The 20,877-nt window shown below is 60.4% G+C and carries 17 protein-coding genes; 5 read left to right on the top strand and 12 right to left on the bottom strand.

What is annotated here, in order from left to right; all coding sequences use genetic code 11:
• The first annotated feature begins 65 nt into the window (after nucleotides 1-65).
• A complete protein-coding gene (locus FBZ97_RS10740; RefSeq protein ID WP_095437261.1) occupies nucleotides 66-974 on the top strand; it encodes a LysR family transcriptional regulator in 909 nt (302 codons plus the stop codon).
• An 84-nt stretch (nucleotides 975-1,058) separates the two neighbouring features.
• Here FBZ97_RS10740 and FBZ97_RS10735 read toward each other — a convergent pair whose 3' ends face one another.
• The 11 genes from FBZ97_RS10735 to FBZ97_RS10690 all read right to left on the bottom strand — a co-directional run bounded on the left by FBZ97_RS10735 (nucleotide 1,059) and on the right by FBZ97_RS10690 (nucleotide 14,310).
• Entirely contained in the window at nucleotides 1,059-2,795 is a 1,737-nt protein-coding gene (locus tag FBZ97_RS10735) for a pilus assembly protein TadG-related protein (protein WP_145319257.1), read from the bottom strand.
• Nucleotides 2,795-3,217: a TadE/TadG family type IV pilus assembly protein gene (locus tag FBZ97_RS10730; RefSeq protein WP_145319254.1), complete on the bottom strand. Its 423-nt coding sequence runs from the start codon at nucleotides 3,215-3,217 to the stop codon at nucleotides 2,795-2,797. Before FBZ97_RS10730 ends, FBZ97_RS10735 begins: the two co-directional genes overlap by 1 nt.
• 148 nt (nucleotides 3,218-3,365) lie before the next feature.
• Nucleotides 3,366-3,542, bottom strand: a complete 177-nt coding sequence (locus FBZ97_RS34365) for a hypothetical protein (RefSeq protein ID WP_156090751.1) — start codon at nucleotides 3,540-3,542, stop codon at nucleotides 3,366-3,368.
• Entirely contained in the window at nucleotides 3,543-3,752 is a 210-nt protein-coding gene (locus FBZ97_RS10725; protein WP_069610151.1) for a hypothetical protein, read from the bottom strand.
• Between the two features lie 73 nt (nucleotides 3,753-3,825).
• A complete protein-coding gene (locus FBZ97_RS10720) occupies nucleotides 3,826-4,626 on the bottom strand; it encodes an ABC transporter permease (protein WP_145319251.1) in 801 nt (266 codons plus the stop codon).
• Nucleotides 4,623-5,477, bottom strand: coding sequence for an ABC transporter permease (locus FBZ97_RS10715; protein WP_145319248.1), 855 nt, complete (start codon nucleotides 5,475-5,477; stop codon nucleotides 4,623-4,625). Before FBZ97_RS10715 ends, FBZ97_RS10720 begins: the two co-directional genes overlap by 4 nt.
• Nucleotides 5,478-5,569: 92 nt before the next feature.
• Nucleotides 5,570-6,742, bottom strand: a complete 1,173-nt coding sequence (locus tag FBZ97_RS10710; RefSeq protein WP_145319245.1) for a substrate-binding domain-containing protein — start codon at nucleotides 6,740-6,742, stop codon at nucleotides 5,570-5,572.
• Between the two features lie 48 nt (nucleotides 6,743-6,790).
• A complete protein-coding gene (locus tag FBZ97_RS10705; protein WP_145319242.1) occupies nucleotides 6,791-7,888 on the bottom strand; it encodes an ABC transporter ATP-binding protein in 1,098 nt (365 codons plus the stop codon).
• Nucleotide 7,889: 1 nt separating this feature from the next.
• Nucleotides 7,890-9,953 (bottom strand): hydantoinase/oxoprolinase family protein, encoded by a 2,064-nt coding sequence (locus FBZ97_RS10700; protein WP_145319239.1) that lies wholly within the window; start codon nucleotides 9,951-9,953, stop codon nucleotides 7,890-7,892.
• Nucleotides 9,950-11,644, bottom strand: a complete 1,695-nt coding sequence (locus FBZ97_RS10695) for a hydantoinase B/oxoprolinase family protein (RefSeq protein ID WP_145319236.1) — start codon at nucleotides 11,642-11,644, stop codon at nucleotides 9,950-9,952. Before FBZ97_RS10695 ends, FBZ97_RS10700 begins: the two co-directional genes overlap by 4 nt.
• A gap of 98 nt (nucleotides 11,645-11,742) precedes the next feature.
• Nucleotides 11,743-14,310 (bottom strand): LuxR C-terminal-related transcriptional regulator, encoded by a 2,568-nt coding sequence (locus tag FBZ97_RS10690; RefSeq protein WP_246661731.1) that lies wholly within the window; start codon nucleotides 14,308-14,310, stop codon nucleotides 11,743-11,745.
• A 439-nt stretch (nucleotides 14,311-14,749) separates the two neighbouring features.
• Between FBZ97_RS10690 and FBZ97_RS10685 the strand changes: the two genes are divergently transcribed.
• Nucleotides 14,750-16,078, top strand: a complete 1,329-nt coding sequence (locus FBZ97_RS10685) for a DUF882 domain-containing protein (protein WP_186449479.1) — start codon at nucleotides 14,750-14,752, stop codon at nucleotides 16,076-16,078.
• A 30-nt stretch (nucleotides 16,079-16,108) separates the two neighbouring features.
• Here the strand turns inward: FBZ97_RS10685 and FBZ97_RS10680 are convergent, their stop codons facing one another.
• Nucleotides 16,109-16,810, bottom strand: a complete 702-nt coding sequence (locus FBZ97_RS10680) for a CerR family C-terminal domain-containing protein (protein WP_145319231.1) — start codon at nucleotides 16,808-16,810, stop codon at nucleotides 16,109-16,111.
• A gap of 133 nt (nucleotides 16,811-16,943) precedes the next feature.
• On the opposite strand from FBZ97_RS10680, the gene FBZ97_RS10675 reads away from it, so the two are divergent.
• Genes FBZ97_RS10675 through FBZ97_RS10665 form a run of 3 tightly spaced genes read left to right on the top strand, consistent with a single transcriptional unit; the run spans nucleotide 16,944 to nucleotide 20,875 of the window.
• Complete coding sequence (locus tag FBZ97_RS10675; RefSeq protein ID WP_145319228.1) at nucleotides 16,944-17,954, top strand: efflux RND transporter periplasmic adaptor subunit; 1,011 nt, start codon at nucleotides 16,944-16,946, stop codon at nucleotides 17,952-17,954.
• Nucleotides 17,955-17,966: 12 nt separating this feature from the next.
• A complete protein-coding gene (locus FBZ97_RS10670) occupies nucleotides 17,967-19,727 on the top strand; it encodes an ATP-binding cassette domain-containing protein (protein WP_145319225.1) in 1,761 nt (586 codons plus the stop codon).
• Nucleotides 19,724-20,875, top strand: a complete 1,152-nt coding sequence (locus FBZ97_RS10665; protein WP_145319221.1) for an ABC transporter permease — start codon at nucleotides 19,724-19,726, stop codon at nucleotides 20,873-20,875. Before FBZ97_RS10670 ends, FBZ97_RS10665 begins: the two co-directional genes overlap by 4 nt.
• The last annotated feature ends 2 nt before the right edge of the window (nucleotides 20,876-20,877 follow it).

The raw sequence follows: 20,877 nt of genomic DNA, 5'->3' as shown, positions 1-20,877 counted from the left end.
TCGTTTTGGATCCATGAAATCTCAATCGCGGCAGAGGTTTTCAGATAAATAGATGGGGAGACATTATGAGTTTGAGCCTGCGGCAGCTTCGCTACTTCGTGGCAACGGCGGAATATGGGCAGATCTCGCATGCAGCCGTCAGCTTGTCGATCTCACAATCGGCGGTGACTGCGGCAATCAAGGATCTCGAACTCACGGTCGGCGTCTCTCTGTTCAATCGTACACCACAGGGCATGGATCTGACGACAGCGGGCCGGCAATTCCTGTCCCATGCCTATGAAATTCTGGCCAAGGTCGACGAGGCGACCCATCTCAACCTCGTCAGCAGCGACATTGAAGGCGAGCTCGTCGTCGCAGCGACCTACACCGTCATCGGCTATTTCCTGCCGATGCATATCGAGCGTATCCGTCGCCTCTATCCGAAGCTGAAAATCCAGCTTTACGAAGTCAATCGCGAGTCGATCGAAGAAGGCTTGCTGAGCAATCGCTACGACATCTCGGTCTTGCTGACTTCCAATATCCTCAATCCGATGCTGATGACCGAAACGCTTCTGAGTTCGGTCAGGCGCCTCTGGCTGCCAGCCGGCCATGACCTGCAGCGCCGCGACGGGATAGGTCTGCGTGAAATCGCCGAGGAACCCTACATCATGCTGACGGTCGATGAGGCGGCACATTCTTCGCTGCGCTACTGGAGCAGGAGCCCTTATCAACCAAAGGTGCTCTTGAGGACGAGTTCGATCGAAGCCGTCAGATCGATGGTGGCGAACGGCCTCGGCGTCGCTATTTTGTCGGACATGGTGCACCGCCCCTGGTCGCTTGAGGGAAGGCGCATCGAGACCGTGAACATACAGGACCCGGTTCCGCCCATGGATGTGGGGCTCGCGTGGCGAGCCAATGTCGAGTTCAGCCAGCCAATGCTTGCCTTCAGGCGTTATTTTCAGCAGGCCTACAGCCTGCCGGGCACGAATTCCTGATCCGATCGGTTGGCAATCCAGCTCCTCGTTCGAGGCACAACTGGATTTAGAGCGTGCGGCTCGACCATACGCACCGCGAAGCCATTACTGTACCAGCACAGGCTGCGTGCATCTTGCGTCAGTAACGCTTACGTCGGCTTGACCGATACCAAGCCCTAGAAGGCCGAGCAGACCGTACAGAACCTGATCGAGCGGCGCCGTCACGACCGATAGCGTATCGGCAACGGCTGAAAGCACCCCCGACGGCGTTCCAATGGTCAAGATGAGCAATTGGATGGTGATGGTCGCGTTTTTCAGCAGCGACGAGACCGTGGACGTCAGGACAGTACTGGTGGAAACCGTCTTGATCGTACCTGCCGAGATCTCCGACGGCTGAAAGTTCAATCGTGTCGGGCTCATATTGGCGATATCGACCTGCGCACCCGCTATCACTTTGAGAAGAAGGGAATCGATGATCGCAGCCGGCGTTACCCGCGGCTCGGAGCCGAAGTTTACGAAAGCAGACGTATTGACGTCACCAAGATCTACCTCGGCAACACCAGGCACCGCGTCTATTCCGACGACCGCGTTCGGCATGGAACCGCCGACACAGGTGATCGAGGCAAGCTTGGCTTCCGCGGGAGCAAGCTCGATATAGAGCGGAACTCTGAGCTTCAACCCGGCGATCAGCGACAGGCCGGTGACGGCGACTTCGAGCGCCGCACGGACCTGCGGCGTACGAACGATCGTGCCCGGAGCGCCCACGGCAAGGGCCGGCGTCTGCTGGGACATTTCCCCGATCGCCAGCGTCAGCTTCGCGGTCGCGACACCTGGCAGAGCGGCCCCGAGATCGATCGCGATCTGTCTTTGTTGGTTGGCAGCCATTGCGGTCGCCGAGATCAGATCCAGCACGTTCATGGTGGCCGTCAGATTCGGGGAGGTGCCGACGACATTGCTCCCCAACGGACCGAGATTCACGATATCCTGCAGCTTGACGGTCAGCTTCGTTGTGCCGAGCGTCTTGCCGAGATTGTTGATGAGGGTGACGACTCCGGTCGAAAGATTGGTCGACTTGCCAAGAGCGCCGAGAATCTTGTCATAGGTGACGTCAGTTGCCAGAAGCTCGTTATAGCTCACGCCAGTAAGCTTGAGATCCGTAGCCAGCAGATTGAGAAAGCTCAGAAGATTGACATTCGCGCTGACAAGCGACTGATAATCGGCGACTTTCAGAGAGATTTGCGTTCCTAGCAACGTGCCAAGGAGCTGGTTCAGAATACCGCCATTGAGGCTCGCAAGCCGCGATCCCACCGAAAAGGCAGCCAGACGCTCGCTGGACGCGGTGCCCGTCGCGCTCAAGGTCGGCGGCGTGGCAAAGGCGGAAGCGAAAGGCATCACCGCCTTTTGGGTCAATGTCACCTTGACGGAATCATACGGCGAGGTTCCCGTAGAGGAGAAGCGGTTTGCAAGCGGGATCGATGTATCTGCCGTGTAGGTGCCGAGGACCAGATTGGCCACGGTCTCATATTGACCGGAGTTGGCCGCAGCTGCGGTGACGAGCCCGTTGCTCGTCATATAGTTGCTGCCCGAGGCAACTGCCGCGGTCGTGCCATTGCTCTGGAGATTGTTCAGAAGCGCAGTCCGCGCATTTGCGATATCGGAAGCAGCCGATATCGCGCCGATGTCGCTCAATTGCTGCAGGCGCCGTTGCTGCAGCGTCATCATGCCGTAATCGATGCCGAGGCCAAGGCAATAGAGGATGAGGGGCGAGACGAGCGCAGTCGTTATGGCGACGTTTCCTCGCCTGTCCCGCAGAGAAGCGAGCCGACCGAGAAGCCGCTGCATCAGAGACCTCCGAGCCGGATGGTCGAATAGCGGCGGATGGTTTGATCCGGCATCGCAAAGGTATAGAGGTTCCAGATCGGAAGATCCGACGCGTCATAGCTGGCGCTGACTGTGAATTGATTGACATTGGTTGGGTCGGTGGCGACGGTTATCGTCAACTTACTCTTGTCGATGAAAGCGTCGTTGATCGTCGAATTGGTGACGAAGCTTTGAACCAGCTGGCTTCGCTCGTCCGCCGACAACCCGGCGATTGCCGTGCGGGCAGCGTCGGCCGTCAATTGCTGCAGCGAATGAGCGGCGGTAAGATAGATGGCAAAGGCAACCAGCGTGAGAAGCAGAAGGAAAAAAAGCGGCGCGATGAGAGCGAATTCGACTGCTGCGGCGCCCTCTTTCTCCCTGTTGAAATGAGAAACACGATACATGGTCCTGTCTCCTTCAATCGACCTTCATCTGCGCGATGACAGTCGAGGAGACCTTAGGCTTCGGACGTTAATTTTATATTTCTAAATAAGATATTTTCTAATATTATTTATATCTTAAAGATATCGAATACTTAACCAAATCATTATTTCACTGGGGAATAGCAGTCTTGGCAAAACTCCGAGCATGAAAAGCTTGCCAGAATATTGGCACCATGACCTTCCATTTGCAGTCGATGGAAATCTGTCCTTTCCAACCGCTGCGTCTCGCCCGCGCCGTACCTTCGACAGCGCTGGCCTGTTGGCTGCCCCGATCAACAGCAGACATTTACTTCTTCTTCGGCACCAGATCCCAGCCGCCCTGAATGTTTCTCACGAAACGGCAGTTTCCTTTGTAATAGGTGACGGCGCCTGTCCGATCCACCTTGATAGACGTCGGCAGCAATTGCGTCGCCGCCTTCAGCCGCTCGACCATGTCAAGTGCCTCCTGCCTCTTTCCCGCGCGGATCAGCGCCATCAGTTTCGATTCTTGTTTCATCCTCTATACTCCCGTTGATGGAGGTCTAAGGGCGGGCGGAACTTGCGACTTGTCAGTCCTATTTGCATATCGATCACCCTACTCGGCGTTGCATGAGCAGCGAACGCAGTGCCACGGTCACCACGCAGACGCTGGAAACAAGGAAGATTGCGCCGGACATCGCATAGATTGTCGGCGACGCACCGGCATTCATCTTGCCGAACAGCACGACCGGCAAGGTGTTCTGGCGGCCTGCCAGATAGAAGGCGCGCGTGAATTCGTTAAGGGACAGCAGGAACGAAAAGATGAAGGCGCTGACGAGACCCGGCCGGATCAATGGCAGGGTAATATCCCAAAACTGCCGGAAGTGGCCGGCACCGAGATCGTCCGCCGCCATCAGGTAGGTCCGTTTGACCGCGGCAAAGCTCGTCAGGATAACGATGAAGGCGAAGGGCATTGCCCATAGAAGATGGCCGGCAATGACAGTCAAAGCCGATGCCTTCACACCGGCGCGGCTGATCACCGTCGATAGTGCCAGCCCCTGGATGACGCCGGGTACGAACATCGGCAGCAGCACAGTCAAAAACCATAGGCTGCGTCCACGATGAAGCTCGCGATGCGCCAGCGCCGCGCCGAGCGACAGCAGCGTCGCAATGACAGCCGTCGCAAGCGCAATGACAATCGACTGGCCGAGCGCGGCGACGAGCGCGCTTTCGGAGCCGAGTGCAAGGTACCATTTCAGGGTGATGTCGGAGAAATGCGGCAGCCCCGGCTGCAGTGCAGGATTGAACGAGACACCGAGCAGGTAAAGCGGCGGCGCATAGATCACTATGAGGCCGAAGACGGTCAGCGCCCAGATGACGATGCGCGGGGTCGCTCCTTCTCTGACGATCATTGGCCTCGCTCCTCGAATAGTGAGGAGAGGCCGAACAGGGCATCCCCGATCAGCACCAGCCCAAAGACGATGGCGAGCATCAGCGTCGAAATCGCAAAGGCGAGCGGAAAATTGGCGACGCGCATGACGTCGTTGATCATCACCGAGACGATTGAAGCGCCAGCGCCGCCGAGCATCTGCACCTCCGTCGAGGAGCCGGCAACCATGACGAAGACGAACAGGAAGCCGGCGAAGACGCCGGAATAGGTCAGCGGCAGCAATACCGTGCGGACCATCGTCCAGAATCCGGCACCGAGATCGCGCGACGCCGCCAGCGCGATCGGATCGACACGGCGCATGGAAAGCAGGATGGGGAAGGTTGCGAACGGCAGGTAGGAGGCGATCAGTCCGACGATGACAGCAAAATCGCTGAACAGCAGCCAGTCGAGCGGCGCGTCCGTGATGCCGGCCTGCTGAAGGAGCGTGTTGATGACACCGGTGCGGCCGAGCAGCAAGCGCCAGGAGAAGGAACGAATGAGATAGGACGTGAAAAACGGGATCGTCAGCAGGGCCGCAAGCACCACAGACAGGGTGCGGCCCGCCAGGAAATACATCGCATAGGCGGTGGGATAAGCGATGACGAGGCAGATAGCCGATGTCAGAAACGCCTTGCCAAGGGTGGACAGGAACACGCTCCAGCGCCCGGCCTCCAGAATGGCGCCATAGGCAGCGAGGCTGAATTCCGGCTTGATCCAGTAGGTGGCGGAATCCCAGGCGCAGAAGCTCCAGACCACGACAAGAACGAGCGGCGCAAGGCCGAGCAGGATGATCGCCGCGAACGGAGCAGCAAGCAATAGAACTGGTGTTTTCATCGTCTAACCCTCCTTCTCTCGGCGTTGATCGCATTGGCTCGGGACCGGCCTCTCCCTCGGCAGATACGCCAGCCCCGATCCATCATGTTAAATCAGGCGTTGCGCAGCTTCTGCCACCACTCCTCGTAGAGTTGGAAATTGTCCGGGCGGCAATTCTGCCAGTAGACCTTTCCGGAGAACTTGGCCTTCACATGGTCGGCGAGCTTGGCGACATCGTCGGCCTTGTATTCATCCGGATGGGCCTTGGCGTAGGCGAGGTTGTTGTCGGTCGGGACTAGATAGCCGCGCGCCTTGCCGAGCTCGCAGCCATAGAGGCCCGCAAGCAGGCCATCGACGAACTTGTGGGCGGCGTCCGCCTTGCCGCGCTCCGTGGCACCCTTCAGCAGTACCGTATTGTTGCCCCAGCCTTCGTAGCCTTCGACGGGAGCTGCATACTCCACTTGCAGCCCGCGCTTGCGGCCTTCATAGACGATCGGCTCCCAGCCGGTCATAGCGTCGACTTCCTCGTTCGCCACCAGCTGCACGCCCTGTTCCCATCCGTTCCAGAAAGTGCGGAACTGGCCATCCTTCTTGTGCTTGATCAGGAACTCCATGACGAGGCCGAGCTCGGATTCCGTCAGGTTGCCGGGCTCCTTGATCGGCTTGTTCTCGGCTTCCTTCAGATAGATGGCGGTGAAGATGGCACTGTTGATCCACGCATCTTCCATCGCGACCCGGCCCTTGAGCTTGGGGTCGAAGATGACGCCATAGCTGTCGACCTTGCCGAGCTTGTCGGGGCGATAAATGATGGAGTCGGCGTTGACGACGGTGGGAATACCGTACTGCTTGCCCTCATAGGTCAAGGTCGGGATATCTTTGGCCCATTGCCAGATGCCGGCGAAATTCGAGATCTTGGAGACGTCCCAGGGGGCAATCAGGCCCTGCTTGGCGAGCTCGCGCTCGGCACCGCCCTGAAAGCCGCCGACATCGAAGAGATCGTTGGCATTGCCGGCGGCAAGGCGCGCGACCACCGGCCCGACATCGTTGCCGTTATCGGTAAACTCAGGCGAAACGCCACTTTGGCGAGTAAACTCCTGCCATTTGTCGCCGATATCGAGCGTGGCGGTACCCCAGAATGCAACCGTAGCATCATCGGCCATGGCACTCGTTGCAGAAAGCCCGCCGACGGTGAGTGCGGCCGCACCCGCACCCATCAGCTTGAGCATGTCACGGCGCTGCATATTACTCCTCAAGGCGGAGGAGACGAGATTATTGCTCTTGTTCATCGTGTCATTCCCTTCCCTCATTTTTCGCTTGTGTCAGCTATTCGGGTTCTACTCATCGCCTCCAGCCAGAGCCGGTATTCCGGAACGATCGATCAGGAGCGCAGCGCCCGGCTTCAGACACACGCGCACGCTTTCGCCCGGCAAGGGCGGAGTTGCGTCCGCGCTAGTCGTTAACACCACGCGCTGGCTGTCGGCGAAAGCGAGCGTAACGTCATGGCTGAGTCCGCGATAGATGCTTTCGACAACCTTAAGTTCAATTATTTCGGCAGCCTCTTCGGCAGCCGGGATCAGCTCAATTCGGTCCGGGCGGATTGCGACAAGCGCATCGGACGGAGGCGCGGCTCCGGAAAAGCTCGCACCGATGCGCTGTCCCGCAATCGTAACGAGAGCCCTGCCGCCTGAAACCGAAATGCTTTCGGGCCTGAGGAGCGTATCGATGCCGACAAAACGGGCAACAAAGGCATTGGCCGGTGCCTCGAAGAAGCGCGACGGCACGTCGGTCTGCTCGATCCGCCCCTTGTGCATGACAGCCATCCGATCGGAAAGGCTGAGCGCCTCGTCCTGATTGTGGGTGACCAGGATAAAGGTCGCACCGGTACGCTTGTGAAGGCGGCCGAATTCGTCGCGCATCTGCTGGCGCAACCGCTCGTCAAGCCCGGTCAGAGGTTCGTCGAGCAGAAGAATGCCCGGTTCCATGACGAGCGCGCGAGCCAGCGCAACGCGCTGGCGCTGGCCGCCTGAGAGAAGATTGACGTCGCGATCCGCAAAACCCGAAAGTTCGACGAGGTCCAGTGCGCCATCGACCTTGCCTTTCAGGGCGGCACCGGACAACCCGCGCAGCTTCAGCCCATAGCCGATATTCTGGGCGACATTCATATGCGGAAAGAGCCCGAGCGACTGGAAGACAGTATTCACCGGCCGGCGGTTGGCCGGAACATCGGCCATGTCCCTTCCATCGAAAAGCACACGGCCCGAGGTGGGCTTATCGAAGCCGCCGATCAGCTTCAGCAGAGAACTCTTGCCGCAACCGGACGAGCCGAGCAGCGTAAAGAACTCCCCTGCCCTGATGTCGAGCGTCACGTCGTCGACGGCGCGCGTCGGCCCGTAATTTCTGACGATATGGTCGAGACCGATCGCTATCGCCATGCTAGACGCGTCCCCCATCACATTCGCGGATGAGCAGCAAGCCTTCCTCGCTCACTTCCAGTTCCTGTCCGGCAATAACCAGCGATGTCGCAGTTGCCTCCTCGATGATGAGCGGGCCGGCAATCCTCTCGGAAGACGGGAGCCGCGTGCGCTCGTAGACGGGGCAGGACACCCAACCGGTCGTTCCGCCGAAATAGACTTCGCGGCACCCCTTGAAGGCTGCATCCAGCGACCGGCCGGCGCCATCGAGTTTCGGAATGGCAATGACCGGGCCGTGGAGCACTGCCTCCAGATGGATCATGGTAATCTCGACCGGCGAACCTGGCAGGCAGAAGGTATAGGCGCGCTCATGCGCGGCATGGAAGCGTTCCGCAAAGCTTTCAGCATCGTCTTCCATTTCGAAGGGGGCGAAGACGCCGTGCTCCTGTCCGCGATACCGAGCTTCGACGCGGCAGGCATAGCGTATCTCCGCCGCATCGCCTTTGGAGAAATATCTGACTGCCTCACGCTTCAGCTCGTCGAAACGACGCTTCAGACTGCTGACGGCTTCAGGACCAAGGGGCGAGAACCACGTGCTGCGAAAATCGGCTCGTGGCTCCGCGGCCAGCATTCCCCAGGCCGAAAAGATGCCGGGATGCGGCGGCACCACAGTCATCTTAACGCCGAGATCGCGCCCGAGGCGGGCGGCAAGCGCCGGCCCTGCGCCCCCGGAAATGACGAAAGCGGCATCGCGCGGATCGTGTCCCCGCTGGACGGTTACCAGCTTCAACGCGTTGATCATCGACGCATGCGCGATCTCGACGATCGCGAGCGCCGCATCCTCGACCGATAGCTCCATCGGCTTGGCAACCGTCGCGATTGCCGTCGCAGCCTTGGACTTATCGAGCTGCATCTGGCCGCCCGCAAAGCTTGCCGGATCGAAGATGCCAAGCGTCAGCAAAGCATCGGATAGCGTCGGCTTGTCGCCGCCACGGTCATAGCAGGCAGGCCCGGGTGTCGAGCCAGCACTTTCCGGGCCGACGCAGAGCGCTCCGCGCTCATCGATGCGGGCAATCGAGCCGCCGCCGGCACCGATTTCGACGATATCGACCACCGGCACCTGCACCGGATAGCCGGGTGCGATGCGGGTGTGCTCGAGCTTGTATTCGCTGTCAAGCGTCGGGCGGCTATCGTGGATCAGCGAGCATTTCGCCGTCGTGCCACCGACGTCGAGCGACAGCACTTCGGATTCGCCAAGCACGGTGCCGATACGCGCGGCACCCGCCACACCGCCGGCCGGCCCGGATTCGACCAATGTCAGCGGGCTCGTCTGTGCTTGATCGAAGGTGGAGATGCCGCCGTTCGACTGCATGGCATAATAGGGGCAGGTGAGATCGCGCTCGGTCAGCGCGCTTTCGAGCCGCGCAAAATAGCGCTTGATGATCGGTTGCACATAAGCGTTAAGCACGGCCGTATTAGAACGCTCATATTCCCGCCATTGACGGGAAACCTCGTGGCTGGCGCAAACCGTGACATCCGGCAGCGCTTCGGCGATCGCCTTGGCACAGGCGATCTCATGCTCGGGATTGGCATAGCTGTGGAGGAAGACGACGGCGACCGCCTCGACCTTGCGAGCGCGGCATTCACGGACGATCAGCTCGATATCGCCAAGCTCGATGGGCGTCAGCACCCGGCCTTTGGCATCCATGCGTTCGCGCACCTCGAAGCGCAGGCTGCGCGGCACAAAGGCTTCCGGGCTCTTGAACTGGAGATTGTAGAGATCAGGGCGATTGCCGCGGCCGATTTCCAAGACGTCGCGAAAGCCGGCGGTCGTCACGAGCGCCGTGCGGACGCCCTTTCGCTCCGTAATCGCGTTGATGACGGTTGTCCCGCCATGCGCGAAGAAAATCACGTCGCGCGCCGAAAGCCCGTCCTTCTTCTCGGCAAGCTCGATTGCCGCAAGCACACCTTCGGATTGGTCGTGAACGGTCGTCAGACTCTTGGCAGTAAAGATCTCGCCCGTGCGCTCATCATAACCGACGAGGTCGGTAAAGGTACCACCTACATCCGTTGCCAGTCTGATCATGACGCCATACCTTCTTCATATCCGTACAGGCTGCGCGCCACCTCGCTGGTGATATAGCCATCTTCGACATCGCGGCGGACCTGTGCCCGTTCGCGAGCACGCGGGTCACCCCAGCCACCGCCGCCGCCTGTAATGATCCGCACGAGATCGCCGCGCTTCAGCGCGATATGCGGTTCGCGGCCGAAATTACGGACCTTTCCGCCGCTCTCTTTCAGCTGCAGAAGATTGATGCTGCCGGATTTACCACCTTCTATTCCCCAGGGAGGCGTGTCGGTCCGCCCAAAGCTGCAATAGGCGGAAGCACCGTCCCCGAGGATTTCATAATCGCGAATGACACCGAAACCTCCGCGACGGCGGCCCGCACCCGATCCCCCTTCCACGTTCAGCCCATAACGGCGCACGAGCAAGGGAAAGCGCGCTTCGATGACCTCGACGGAGTAATTGTAGGTATCGCCATCGGTTAGCGCGATCAGCGCATTGGCGCCATCGCCGTCCCTGCTCGCGCCCCAGCCGCCGTGTTGCGGCTCGATATGGATGAATGGCTGCCCCGCCTCGTCCTTGCCGGAAACATAGAGGACGCAGAGGCTTGTATAGGAACCGGCGGAAAAGCGCTCGGGCATAAGCTTTGCAAGGGCCTTCCAGACGAGTTCGGAAGCATGCACCGAACCCTCATAATACCAGCCCGTCGGAGAAGGCTTCTCGGCGGTGAAAACCGAACCCTTCGGCGCAATGACGGAGAGCGGCCGGAACCAGCCCTCATTGGAGGGTGCCTGTGGTGCGACCAGCGCCTTGAAGATGGTGCGCACCGCCGACTGCAGCGCGCCCGCCGCACAATTGATCGGGCCTGCGACGGCAGGCGGGCAACCGGTGAAATCCGCCGTCAGGCGATCTCCGGAAATCGTGACGGCAACCTTGACCGAAATAGGATCGGTAGTGACGCCATCGCCGTCAATGATATCTTCCGCCTCATAGATCCCGTCCGGCAATGCGGCTATGGCGGCACGCGCCTGCTTCTCGCTGACCGACAGGAGGTGATTAAACGCGGCTTTGACGACATCGGTGCCATATTTGTGCGCAAGCTCGCCCATCCGGCGCGCAGCAACACGAACGGTCGCCACCTGAGCCGTGAGGTCGCCGATCGCGACTTCGGGCAGACGGACATTCTCGCGGATGATGCGCAGGACTTCGCCCGAGAAGCGATCGCTGCGCACCACTTTGACGCCCGGCAACCTCAGTCCCTCTTGGAAGACGGAGGTGGCGTTCGGCGCAAGAGAACCTGGAACCGAGCCACCGACATCGAGATAATGGGCGACATTGATGGCATAGGCCAATATCCGGCCACCGAAGAAGATCGGCTTGACGATGGCGAAATCGCAGGCATGCGTGCCGCCGGAATAGGGATCGTTCGTAAGCAGGATGTCGCCATCTTCCAGATCATCGCCGTAGAGCGCGATCAGCGATTTGACCTGCGTGCCGAAGGTGCCGGTGAACAGGGTGATGCCGTTCATCTGCGCCACGAGTTCACCGTCACGGGTGAGGAGACCGCAGGCGAAATCAAGCACTTCATAGATCACCGGGCTCATTGAGGTCCTGGCCATGACCACGCCCATCTCGTCGACGGTGGCTGCCAGCTTGCCCTCGATAATCTCCTGCGTCACCGGATCGACGACGATCACGAATCTTCCCCTCATTATTATATTCGCACGCGTGCAGATTAGGTGTTTTTTCGTCCGTCGATAGCCTTCCCGATGGGTGGGCGGGCGCCTCAAAACCTACCCGAACGGGTAGGTTAGCGATCGAGCATGCCCTTTTGACGCGCTGCGGTCACGGCCGCAGTCCGCGTCGAGACATTGAGCTTCGCAAAGATATTGCGCAGGTGAAACTTGATCGTATTGTCGGACAAGGCCAGAATCCGGCCGATTTCCTTATTGGAAAGCCCAGAACTCAACAGCTCCAACACCATGCGTTCCCGGCCGGTAAAGGCATAGCCGCCATCATCGGCGGCAGGTTCGTGCACCGTCTCACCACTCATGAGCAGAGACTGGAGACGCTTTCGAGGAACGTTTGCGACAGTTGGATGATTGGCGAGTGCGCGAAGCTCGCCCAGTCCCGCGGAGTGATCGAGATGAAGCAGCGCCCGGTAGTCGTCGAGGGGGGTCGTCAACACGAGATCGGAAAGGCTGGCGGCGGCGAGATCCGCGCGGCCTTCCGCAAGAAGGATCCCTATTTCGATGAGAGCAAGCTCGATCGCGCGCGGGACATGCGGACGTTGCGACTGACCCATCCTGAACTGATCAAAGACCTCGCGCGCTTTGGCCTTCTCGCCAAGAGCCAGGTAGGCGCGTGTCCAGAAGATCGCCGGCGTGGCTCCGCGCAGATGGATGGCCAGCGCATTGGCGCGATCTGAAACGATTGCCTGCATGCCGAAGCCGTTGGCCTCGGCATGCCGGATTGCCTGATCGAGATCGCCCGATGCCATGAGCAGCATGGCACGCTCGCCGTCAATCAGTCGCGTCAGCCGATCGAAGCCGCGTCGCCGTGCCACGGCGCGAATGCGATCCATCGCTGCATGGGCGGAAAGCAAATCCTCGCGCATGCGCAGGATCCGTTGCTCGGCCATGAAGCCCGCAGCCAGAAGGTCAAACCAGGTATCATGAAGCTCAAGGTGAGGCAGCGCCCATCCGAGCATCTCTGCCGCTGGCTCCGCCTCGCCGCGCATCGACAGAACCTCGGCCTTCAACACCTGGCCGACGGCATCGAGATCGCTGCCCGGACCGATATTGGTCTGCGCTTCGCAGATCAGCTCTTCGTAGGCCGACAGAGCACTCGCACAATCGCCGGAGAGAAAGAAGGCCTGGCCGATATGGGTATAAAGGTGCATGGCGCCGAAATCGGCGCCGCCGTCGCGAAAGGCTCGAATGGCCAGATGCCCGTAGTGCAAGGCCCGGTCGAGCTCGCTGCGGATCAGGAAATTGTAGGAAAGCATGTTAAGGGCCAGCGCCCGATGAATGAGCTCCATTCCATCCGGCTGCCGCAAATCATCTTCAAGTGCGGAAAGATCGGCCGCCGTCGCCCAGTGATCCGTATAAAGCGCCAGAAGGATGCGCACGACGCGCAGGTCCTTTGCCAAGGTCGGGTCTGCAGCAGCGGCCCGTTCGGCGATGACAAGATAATGATTGGCCGCAGCAAGCTGCGCCGCCTTGGCGTTGAAGATCGAGAGCCCAAGTGTTGCAAGCGGAAAGCGGACGAGATCGATTTCCGAGGCGCGTCCGCTCAAGGCCTGAAAGAGCGTCGCGCCGCCGCGGGTGGTGGCATAGACACGCCGCCAGCCGCCAGCTGTTTCGACGATGCGCGCGGCAAGATTGGCGTCGCCCGCCGCAAGCGCATGATGCACGGCCCGATCTATGTCGCCCTGCGCCTCAAACCAGTGGGCTGCACGATTGAGTGCAAGATTGGCATCGATACCCCTGCGGCTGGCGGTCTTCTTCAGGAACTCGTTGAAGACCGGATGAAACCGCATCCAGTTGCCGGGGCCTGCCAGCAATGTGACCGGAAGCGCATAGTCGGCCAGCCTCTCGCTGAGATCCGCCTGCTCTCTGCTTTCCAGCACGGCTTCGAGCAACGAATGATTGAAGGCCGGAAGGGCGGCCGTGCCGATGAGAAACTCACGTATGTCTTCAGGCAGATGTTCGAACACCTGCTCCGACAGGTAAGAGCCCATATCAGCACCGCCGCCATCGAACGAAGCCAGAATGCTGTCGCTCTCTTCCGATTCCGATACGAGCAGGCTCACCATCTGCAGCGCGACGGCCCAGCCTTCGGTCCGGCGATTGAAGGAACCGACCTGTTCCTCTGTCAGATGAGTGCCCTTACCGGCGAAAAGCTCTCCCGCTTCGGCATCGGTAAAGCCAAGCTCGGCAACACCGAACTGTTTGAACTCACCACGCAACCGCAATGCGGAGAGCGGAAAGCGCGGCGGGCTGCGGCTGACCAGCACCAGCTTGACATGTTCGAGCGAGAGGTCGGCGAGGATCTTCGCCATCAGCGCTTCGGTCGCATCCGTCTGGGCGAAATGATAGTCGTCGAGAAAGGCGACGAGCGGCCCCTCGATCTTGCGCAGGCGCGTCGCCAGCACGGAAAGCAATGCCGCCGCAGGCAGGTTGCCGGCATCCGCGCCATCCTCATGAAGCAGCGTCTGCAGGGCATCGATCAACGCGAGCAGAAAGGCTTCCTGATTGGTATGTTCGGCATCGAGCGACACCCAGCAGAGCTTGACACCATCCTCCTTCAACAGCTCATACCATTGAACGGCAAGAGAGGTCTTGCCATACCCGGCAGGTGCGACAATGGTCGTCAAACGGCGCAGTCCGGCCCGCCGGAGCTGCCGCAACAGGTCGCTACGTCTGATTGTTTGCTGCCCGCTTGATGGGGGAGCAAATCGATTCTGTCCACTCATGGGGCGGGATGATGCTGTCTTGGCCGGCAGTTTGCAACCCACGCGAAAACGTTTGCAAAGCCGGGTTTTCCCCATCTTTCGAAAGACGGCGCCTTACAGGCACTGGTTGATGCCCTCACAAAATTGCAACGGTACAGCTGAAGCTTTCCGGAATAAGGGTCGCCAGGGCTGGAGGTGACTTCCGCCGCCCTATGAATGCGCTCGAACGGACAAAATTTTGCCGTTTCCACCTATAAACGGTCCGTTAGGGATTTGTTGACCATAATTGGAGGGTATAGCGATGCCGCGGACGCGGCGCCTCTGATTTCTGTTTCTCTTAGCAAGGGCGAAAGTCGTATCCGTGCATCACGTGATCTTTTCCATTCCGGCGACGGTTTTCGCCACGACTTTCTCATTCGTCGCTTGCCGGGTGGCGCTGATCGCAATGCTGGTGCTCGGTGCTTTTGCCGGCACCGCGGCGGCCGAGGATCGGGCACTCAAGCTCTTCTTCACCCACACGGGGGAAAGAGCGACCATCGTCTTCAAACGCGGCGGCAAATATGACCCGCGGGGCCTTGCTCAGATCAATCGTTTCTTACGCGACTGGCGAAAAAACGAGCCGACCAGGATCGATCCGGAATTGCTCGATCTCGTCTGGGAAGTCTATCGCCGCAGCGGAGCCAACGAGGCCATTCACGTCGTCTCGGCCTACCGCTCTCCCTCGACCAACAGCATGCTGCGCAACCGCTCGCGCAGCTCCGGCGTTGCCAAACACAGCCAACATACGCTCGGCAAGGCGATGGATTTTTACATTCCCGGCGTGAAACTTGCGAGCCTGCGCGCGATCGCCATGCAGATGCAGATCGGCGGCGTGGGCTTTTATCCCAATTCCGACTCGCCGTTCGTGCATCTCGATGTCGGCAGGGTGCGGGCCTGGCCGAGAATGTCGCGCCAGGAACTCGCGCGGCTTTTCCCGAATGGGCAGACGCTTCATGTGCCCGCAGATGGCAGACCGCTGCCGGGCTATGATGTGGCGGTCGCACAATCCAAAAAGCGGCCATCTCAAATGAGCAGCAGGATCGCAGCCGTCATGGATGACGATGACGACGCCGGGTCATCGATAGCGTCACGCAATGACACGCCCGACCGCAGCCTTCTCACCAGCATGCTGCCGACGCCCAGGAACCGGGCCCTGACCGGGCTGGAGCTTCAGCTCGGCAAACGAGTGACCGAAGAAAACAAGAGCCAGCCCTTTGCCGATCTTGCGGCCTATGCCGTTCCGCTGCCGGCTTGGCGGCCGACCAGCAGCATCGTCGTTGTCCCGACGGCCGCACCGGAGAGACCCACCCCTCCCGCTGTGTTCGCCAGCCTGATCGTGGGACGCAGCGACGCCGGAAAGCTCGTAGTTTCGGACAATGCGAAGAATACAGCCGATAGCGCCATGGCAAAGATGCAGCCAATGGAGCGGCTGCCAAGCTCTGCCGTGCAGGACGTATCCGGCGGCGTCGGAGCCATGTCGACCGGAGCCATCGTCGCCTGGGCCTTGCAACCGCCGGGCATGGCAGTCGACATGACGCTCCCGAGCCTCGTCAGCGCGCCCATTCCGATGCATGACGACATGGCGGAGGCCCAGGCCGAAGCGTACGATGGCGACGACTTCGATGTCGAACGTTTCGGTTTCGAAGGCTGAAGCATTTCCCGAGGCGCGATTTGCCAGGAGTCAGCTCGGCTGTTCCGGTGATCCCGCCGCCGCCTGTACTGGCAGGGAGAGCTGGGTAAGGCCGCCAAGCGTGAAGCGAAAGAGCCGGTCTGCCAGCTCCTCATCCGTGGTCGCTTCCCGTCCAAGCGCCGGAATGATCTCGGACACGCGCTTTTCGGCTACCAGCAGCATGAAGCATGGCGCCATCGTCGAAAGCGCCGCCTGAGCAACGAGCGGATGGTCCGGCGCCACGCCGATGATCTGGGCGATGACGCCGAACAGTAGGCCTTTCTTGGGCTCGATTTCCTCGCGCCGCAGCTTGTCGATGTGCGGCGTCGGCGCGATCAGTTCGCGGACAATCACCTTGGCCGGCCATGAGTGCTCATTGCCGGTTCGCACCACTTTGACCAGCAACCCGATAAATCGGCGCAGCTTCTCCTTCGGCTCGATGTCCGCGCTCACCGTACGGGCAAGCACATCGTAACTCATCAGGCGATGATGCGCCTCGGCAAGAACGTCTTCGTACAAGGCTTCGATGCCGCCGAAATGATAGTTGACCGCCGCCGCATTCGTTCCCGCACGCAAGGCGATTTCCTTTGCAGTCGCGCGATCGAAGCCGAATTCGGCGAAAACGGCGCCGCCCGCCTCAAGCAGGCTTATCCGTGTGGCAGCCCCGTCCTGCCGATCTCGAGATCGCGCCGTTCGTCTTATGCCTCTGGCCATTGCTTTCGCCTTCTAGTAATTCAAATATTAATTTGAAATTTGAATTTGACAAGTGTTATAATCGTCCCGCGGATCGATCTCTGTCACCGTTCGTTTCATCAAAGCTGGCATCTCTTTGGAGTTCAAATACAGCATGCAGCGCATCATCGTCATCTTGCTCCTGTTGATCGCCGCCGCGGGCGGAGCCTGGTGGTATTTCCATCGGGACAACGGCTCGAACGAGCTTGTTCTTTATGGAAATATCGACTTCCGGCAACTTACCCTCGCCTTCAACGGCAGCGAACGCGTCGCCGAAGTCCTTGTCGAAGAGGGCGCGCAAGTCAAGAAAGGCCAGGTCGTCGCCAGGCTGGATACGAGCCGTCTTCAGCCCCAGGTCGCCCAGGCCGAGGCGCAGGCAGCAAGCCAGCGGGCCAATCTTGAGCGCCTCAAGAACGGTAATCGTCCGGAAGAGATTGCGCAGTCCCGCGCCAATCTCGAATCCGCCAAGGCGGAAGCGGTCAATGCCCGCGCCCAGTTCGAGCGCCAGAACGCGCTTGCTCCCAAGGCCGCCGTCAGCCAACAGGCTTTGGATGAGGCGCGCTCTGCCGCCGCCGTTGCCGACGCCAAGGTCGTCGCCAATCAGAAGGCGCTCGATCTGCTTGTCGTCGGTTCCCGCGTCGAGGACATTCAGGAGGCGGAAGCGCAGCTGCATGCATCGGAAGCCAATGTCGCGCTTCTGCACCAGCAGCTTGCCGATGCCGAGCTGAAAGCGCCGGTCGACGCCATCGTGCAGTCCAGACTGATCGAGCCCGGCGAGATGGCCTCACCCACGCGAGCAGCATTCTCGCTTGCGACGATCAGCCCGAAATGGGTGCGCGCCTATGTCTCGGAAACACAGCTTGGAATGCTTCGTCCCGGTATGAAGGCTAACGTCAGCGTGGATTCGCTGCCGGGACGGGCGATCCCCGGGTGGATCGGCTTCATCTCCTCGGTTGCGGAGTTCACGCCGAAATCGGTGCAGACGGAAGAGCTGCGCACAAGTCTCGTCTATGAAGTCAGGGTCTTCGTGGACGATCCCGATAACGCGCTGCGGCTGGGCATGCCGGCAACCGTCCGGCCGCTTCCCGGCGAGCAGGCGAATGTCGCAACCGCACAGCAGCAATAGAGTGGGAATGCCATGAGCGCCGGCGATCTCTCAGTCACAGCAAGGAATGTCCGCAAGACCTTTCGCCGCGACACCGGCGAAATGGTGGAGGCGCTTGCCGATGTCTCGCTCGACGTCCGCAAGGGAGCGCTGACCGCCCTCGTCGGCCCGGACGGTGCCGGCAAGACGACATTGCTGCGCCTGGCATGCGGCCTCATCGCGCCGGATGAAGGCGGTTTGCAGGTGATCGGCGTCGATATTGCTAGGGAACCGCAGCGCGTTCAGGACCGGATCGGCTATATGCCGCAGAAGTTCGGTCTCTACGAGGATCTGAGCGTTCAGGAGAACCTCGATCTTTACGCCGATCTGCATGGCGTGATGCAATCCCAGCGTGACGAGACCTATCCGCGCCTCTTCGAAATGACGCAGCTCGGTCGCTTCAAGGAGCGGCCGGCGGGAAAATTATCCGGCGGCATGAAACAGAAGCTCGGCCTTGCCTGCACGCTGGTGCGGGCGCCGGAACTGCTGCTTCTCGACGAACCAACGGTCGGCGTCGATCCGCTATCGCGACGCGAGCTGTGGGAGATCGTCTTCAAGCTCGTCAAGGAGGACGGGCTTTCGGTGATCGTGGCAACCTCCTATCTCGATGAGGCCGAACGCTGCGAACATGCCGTGCTGATGCATGCGGGCAAAATCCTCGATCAGGGGCCACCGGAAGAGATTACGGCAAAGGCCGATGGCTGTTGCTTCATGGTACAGGGTCCGGAGGACATGCCGGCTAGATCGCTGCAGGCGCGCTTGTTCGCGCTGCCCGGCATTGTGGATGCCGTGCCGGAAGCCGGCCGCGTCCGGATCGTTCGCAAGCCGGAGCGGACGCACGAGCCGCTGCGGCTGGATGAGACTGAGCTCGATACCGAGAGCGTCGCGCCCCGGTTCGAAGACGCCTTCATGATGCTGTTTTCCGCCGTCGTCGGCGACGCCGAGCGCCAGACGCACACCGGCCAGCCATCCGACCGTCGCAACGGCGATGAAACGGTCGTGCAGGTGCGCGACCTCCTCCGCAAATTCGGGGACTTCACGGCCGTCGACCATGTGAGCTTCAGCGTCCGCAAAGGTGAGGTTTACGGCCTCCTCGGTCCGAATGGCGCAGGAAAGAGCACGACGTTCCGGATGCTCTGCGGCCTGCTTCCGGCCACTGGCGGCACCTTGATGGTCGCCGGCTCCGACCTCCTGACGGCAGGTGCGAAAGCACGAGAAAAACTGGGCTATGTGGCGCAAAAATTCTCGCTCTACGGCCAGCTCAGCGTCGACGAAAATCTGGAATTCTTCGCGAGCGCCTATGGCTTACGCGGCCGGCGCAGAAAGGACAGGATCGGCGCCCTGAAGAGCCAGTTCGAACTCGACCAGTTCTCAAAGCTACCAAGCGGACAGTTGCCAGGCGGATTCAAGCAGCGGCTGGCGTTGGCCGCCGCGCTGCTGCACGAACCGGATATTCTCTTCCTTGATGAGGCCACCAGCGGCGCCGATCCGCTGGCACGGCGGCAATTCTGGGGACGGATCACTGCGCTCTCCGAACAGGGCGTCACCATCATCGTGACGACGCATTTCATGGAAGAGGCCGAATATTGCGACCGGATCATCATTCTCGATGCCGGCAAAAACCTGGCCGAGGGAACACCGGTCGAAATCCGGGCTCACGCGGGAGCGCACGGCGAGGCGGCAGCGACGATGGAGGAGGCCTTTATTGCGATCGTCGAGAAGGAGCGCCATCGGAAAATGGAGAAGGCGGCATGAACCAGCCCATAGACAGCTCCGGCCAAGGATTGCGCCCAGTTTTGCGCCGCATCCGCGCCCTCATCCGCAAGGAAACCTGGCAGCTCCTGCGCGATCCGAGCAGCATCGCGATCGGCATCGTCATGCCCGTGGCCCTTCTGATCTTGTTCGGATACGGCATCAATCTCGACGTCAAGAACGTTCCCGTCGCGATCGTCATGGAAGAAAATTCAGCCGAGGCGCGCGGCCTCGCTTCGGCCTTCGAGCTCTCAAGCTACTTCTCCCCGAAGCCCGTCAAGACGATGGCGGAGGCAGAAAGGATGCTCTTGTCCTCCGAAGTTCAGGCGATCCTGCGCATTCCCTCGGATTTCTCGCGAAAGGTTGCTCAAGGCAGTGGCGAGGTTCAGGCCGTCGTCAACGGCAGCGATACCAATACGGCGCGCATCTCGCTGAGCTATGCCGAAGCGGCCGTTGGCGTCTGGGCCGCCAAGGAAGCCTCGCGCAAAGGGACGGTCGGCGGCAGCGGCGTCACCATCGAATCCCGCCTGTGGTTCAACGAGGCCAACGACAGCAGCTATTTCCTCGTCCCCGGTCTCGTCGTCCTCGTCATGACGCTGATCGGCGCGCTGCTGACCGCCCTCGTCATGGCGCGGGAATGGGAGCGCGGCACCTTTGAAGCGTTGTTCGTGACGCCGGTGCGCTCGACCGAGATCCTGCTCGGCAAGACCGTCCCCTATTTTCTTCTGGGGCTTGCCGGCCTTGCGCTCTGCGTCGTCGGCAGCCGGCTTCTCTTTGGCGTGCCGCTTCGCGGATCGTTGCTGGTCCTGACCGTCGTATCCATGCTCTATCTTCTCGTCGCGCTGGGACTCGGCCTTGCCATATCCTCAATCACGAAGAGCCAGTTCATTGCCAGCCAGGTCACAGTTCTCGTGACCTTCCTGCCAGCCATGATGCTTTCCGGCTTCATGTTCGATCCGAGGAGCATGCCTTGGGCCGTGCAGATCATCACCTACATCTTCCCCGGCCGATATTTCGTTACCCTGCTGCAAACCCTGTTTCTCGCCGGCAATATCTGGAGCGTCATCCTGCCCAACGCCGCTGTGCTTGCCGGCATGGCGACAGCGCTTTTGGCCCTTGCCGTGCGCATGACCCGCAAGAGGATCGCATAGCC

The organism is Rhizobium sp. ERR 942 (assembly GCF_007828395.1).
In the GTDB taxonomy this organism is placed as follows: domain Bacteria; phylum Pseudomonadota; class Alphaproteobacteria; order Rhizobiales; family Rhizobiaceae; genus Rhizobium; species Rhizobium dioscoreae.
This window is presented reverse-complemented; position numbering and strand designations above follow the sequence as displayed.

Excerpts from the sequence above, each read along its gene's own strand:
- FBZ97_RS10700 (WP_145319239.1), bottom strand. The coding sequence starts at position 9,953 with ATGATCAGACTGGCAACGGATGTAGGTGGTACCTTTACCGACCTCGTC.
- FBZ97_RS10720 (WP_145319251.1), bottom strand. The coding sequence starts at position 4,626 with ATGATCGTCAGAGAAGGAGCGACCCCGCGCATCGTCATCTGGGCGCTG.
- FBZ97_RS10740 (WP_095437261.1), top strand. The coding sequence starts at position 66 with ATGAGTTTGAGCCTGCGGCAGCTTCGCTACTTCGTGGCAACGGCGGAA.
- FBZ97_RS10670 (WP_145319225.1), top strand. The coding sequence starts at position 17,967 with ATGAGCGCCGGCGATCTCTCAGTCACAGCAAGGAATGTCCGCAAGACC.
- FBZ97_RS10705 (WP_145319242.1), bottom strand. The coding sequence starts at position 7,888 with ATGGCGATAGCGATCGGTCTCGACCATATCGTCAGAAATTACGGGCCG.
- FBZ97_RS10715 (WP_145319248.1), bottom strand. The coding sequence starts at position 5,477 with ATGAAAACACCAGTTCTATTGCTTGCTGCTCCGTTCGCGGCGATCATC.
- FBZ97_RS10735 (WP_145319257.1), bottom strand. The coding sequence starts at position 2,795 with ATGCAGCGGCTTCTCGGTCGGCTCGCTTCTCTGCGGGACAGGCGAGGA.
- FBZ97_RS10665 (WP_145319221.1), top strand. The coding sequence starts at position 19,724 with ATGAACCAGCCCATAGACAGCTCCGGCCAAGGATTGCGCCCAGTTTTG.
- FBZ97_RS10725 (WP_069610151.1), bottom strand. The coding sequence starts at position 3,752 with ATGAAACAAGAATCGAAACTGATGGCGCTGATCCGCGCGGGAAAGAGG.
- FBZ97_RS34365 (WP_156090751.1), bottom strand. The coding sequence starts at position 3,542 with ATGTCTGCTGTTGATCGGGGCAGCCAACAGGCCAGCGCTGTCGAAGGT.
- FBZ97_RS10695 (WP_145319236.1), bottom strand. The coding sequence starts at position 11,644 with ATGAGGGGAAGATTCGTGATCGTCGTCGATCCGGTGACGCAGGAGATT.
- FBZ97_RS10710 (WP_145319245.1), bottom strand. The coding sequence starts at position 6,742 with ATGAACAAGAGCAATAATCTCGTCTCCTCCGCCTTGAGGAGTAATATG.
- FBZ97_RS10730 (WP_145319254.1), bottom strand. The coding sequence starts at position 3,217 with ATGTATCGTGTTTCTCATTTCAACAGGGAGAAAGAGGGCGCCGCAGCA.
- FBZ97_RS10680 (WP_145319231.1), bottom strand. The coding sequence starts at position 16,810 with ATGGCCAGAGGCATAAGACGAACGGCGCGATCTCGAGATCGGCAGGAC.
- FBZ97_RS10675 (WP_145319228.1), top strand. The coding sequence starts at position 16,944 with ATGCAGCGCATCATCGTCATCTTGCTCCTGTTGATCGCCGCCGCGGGC.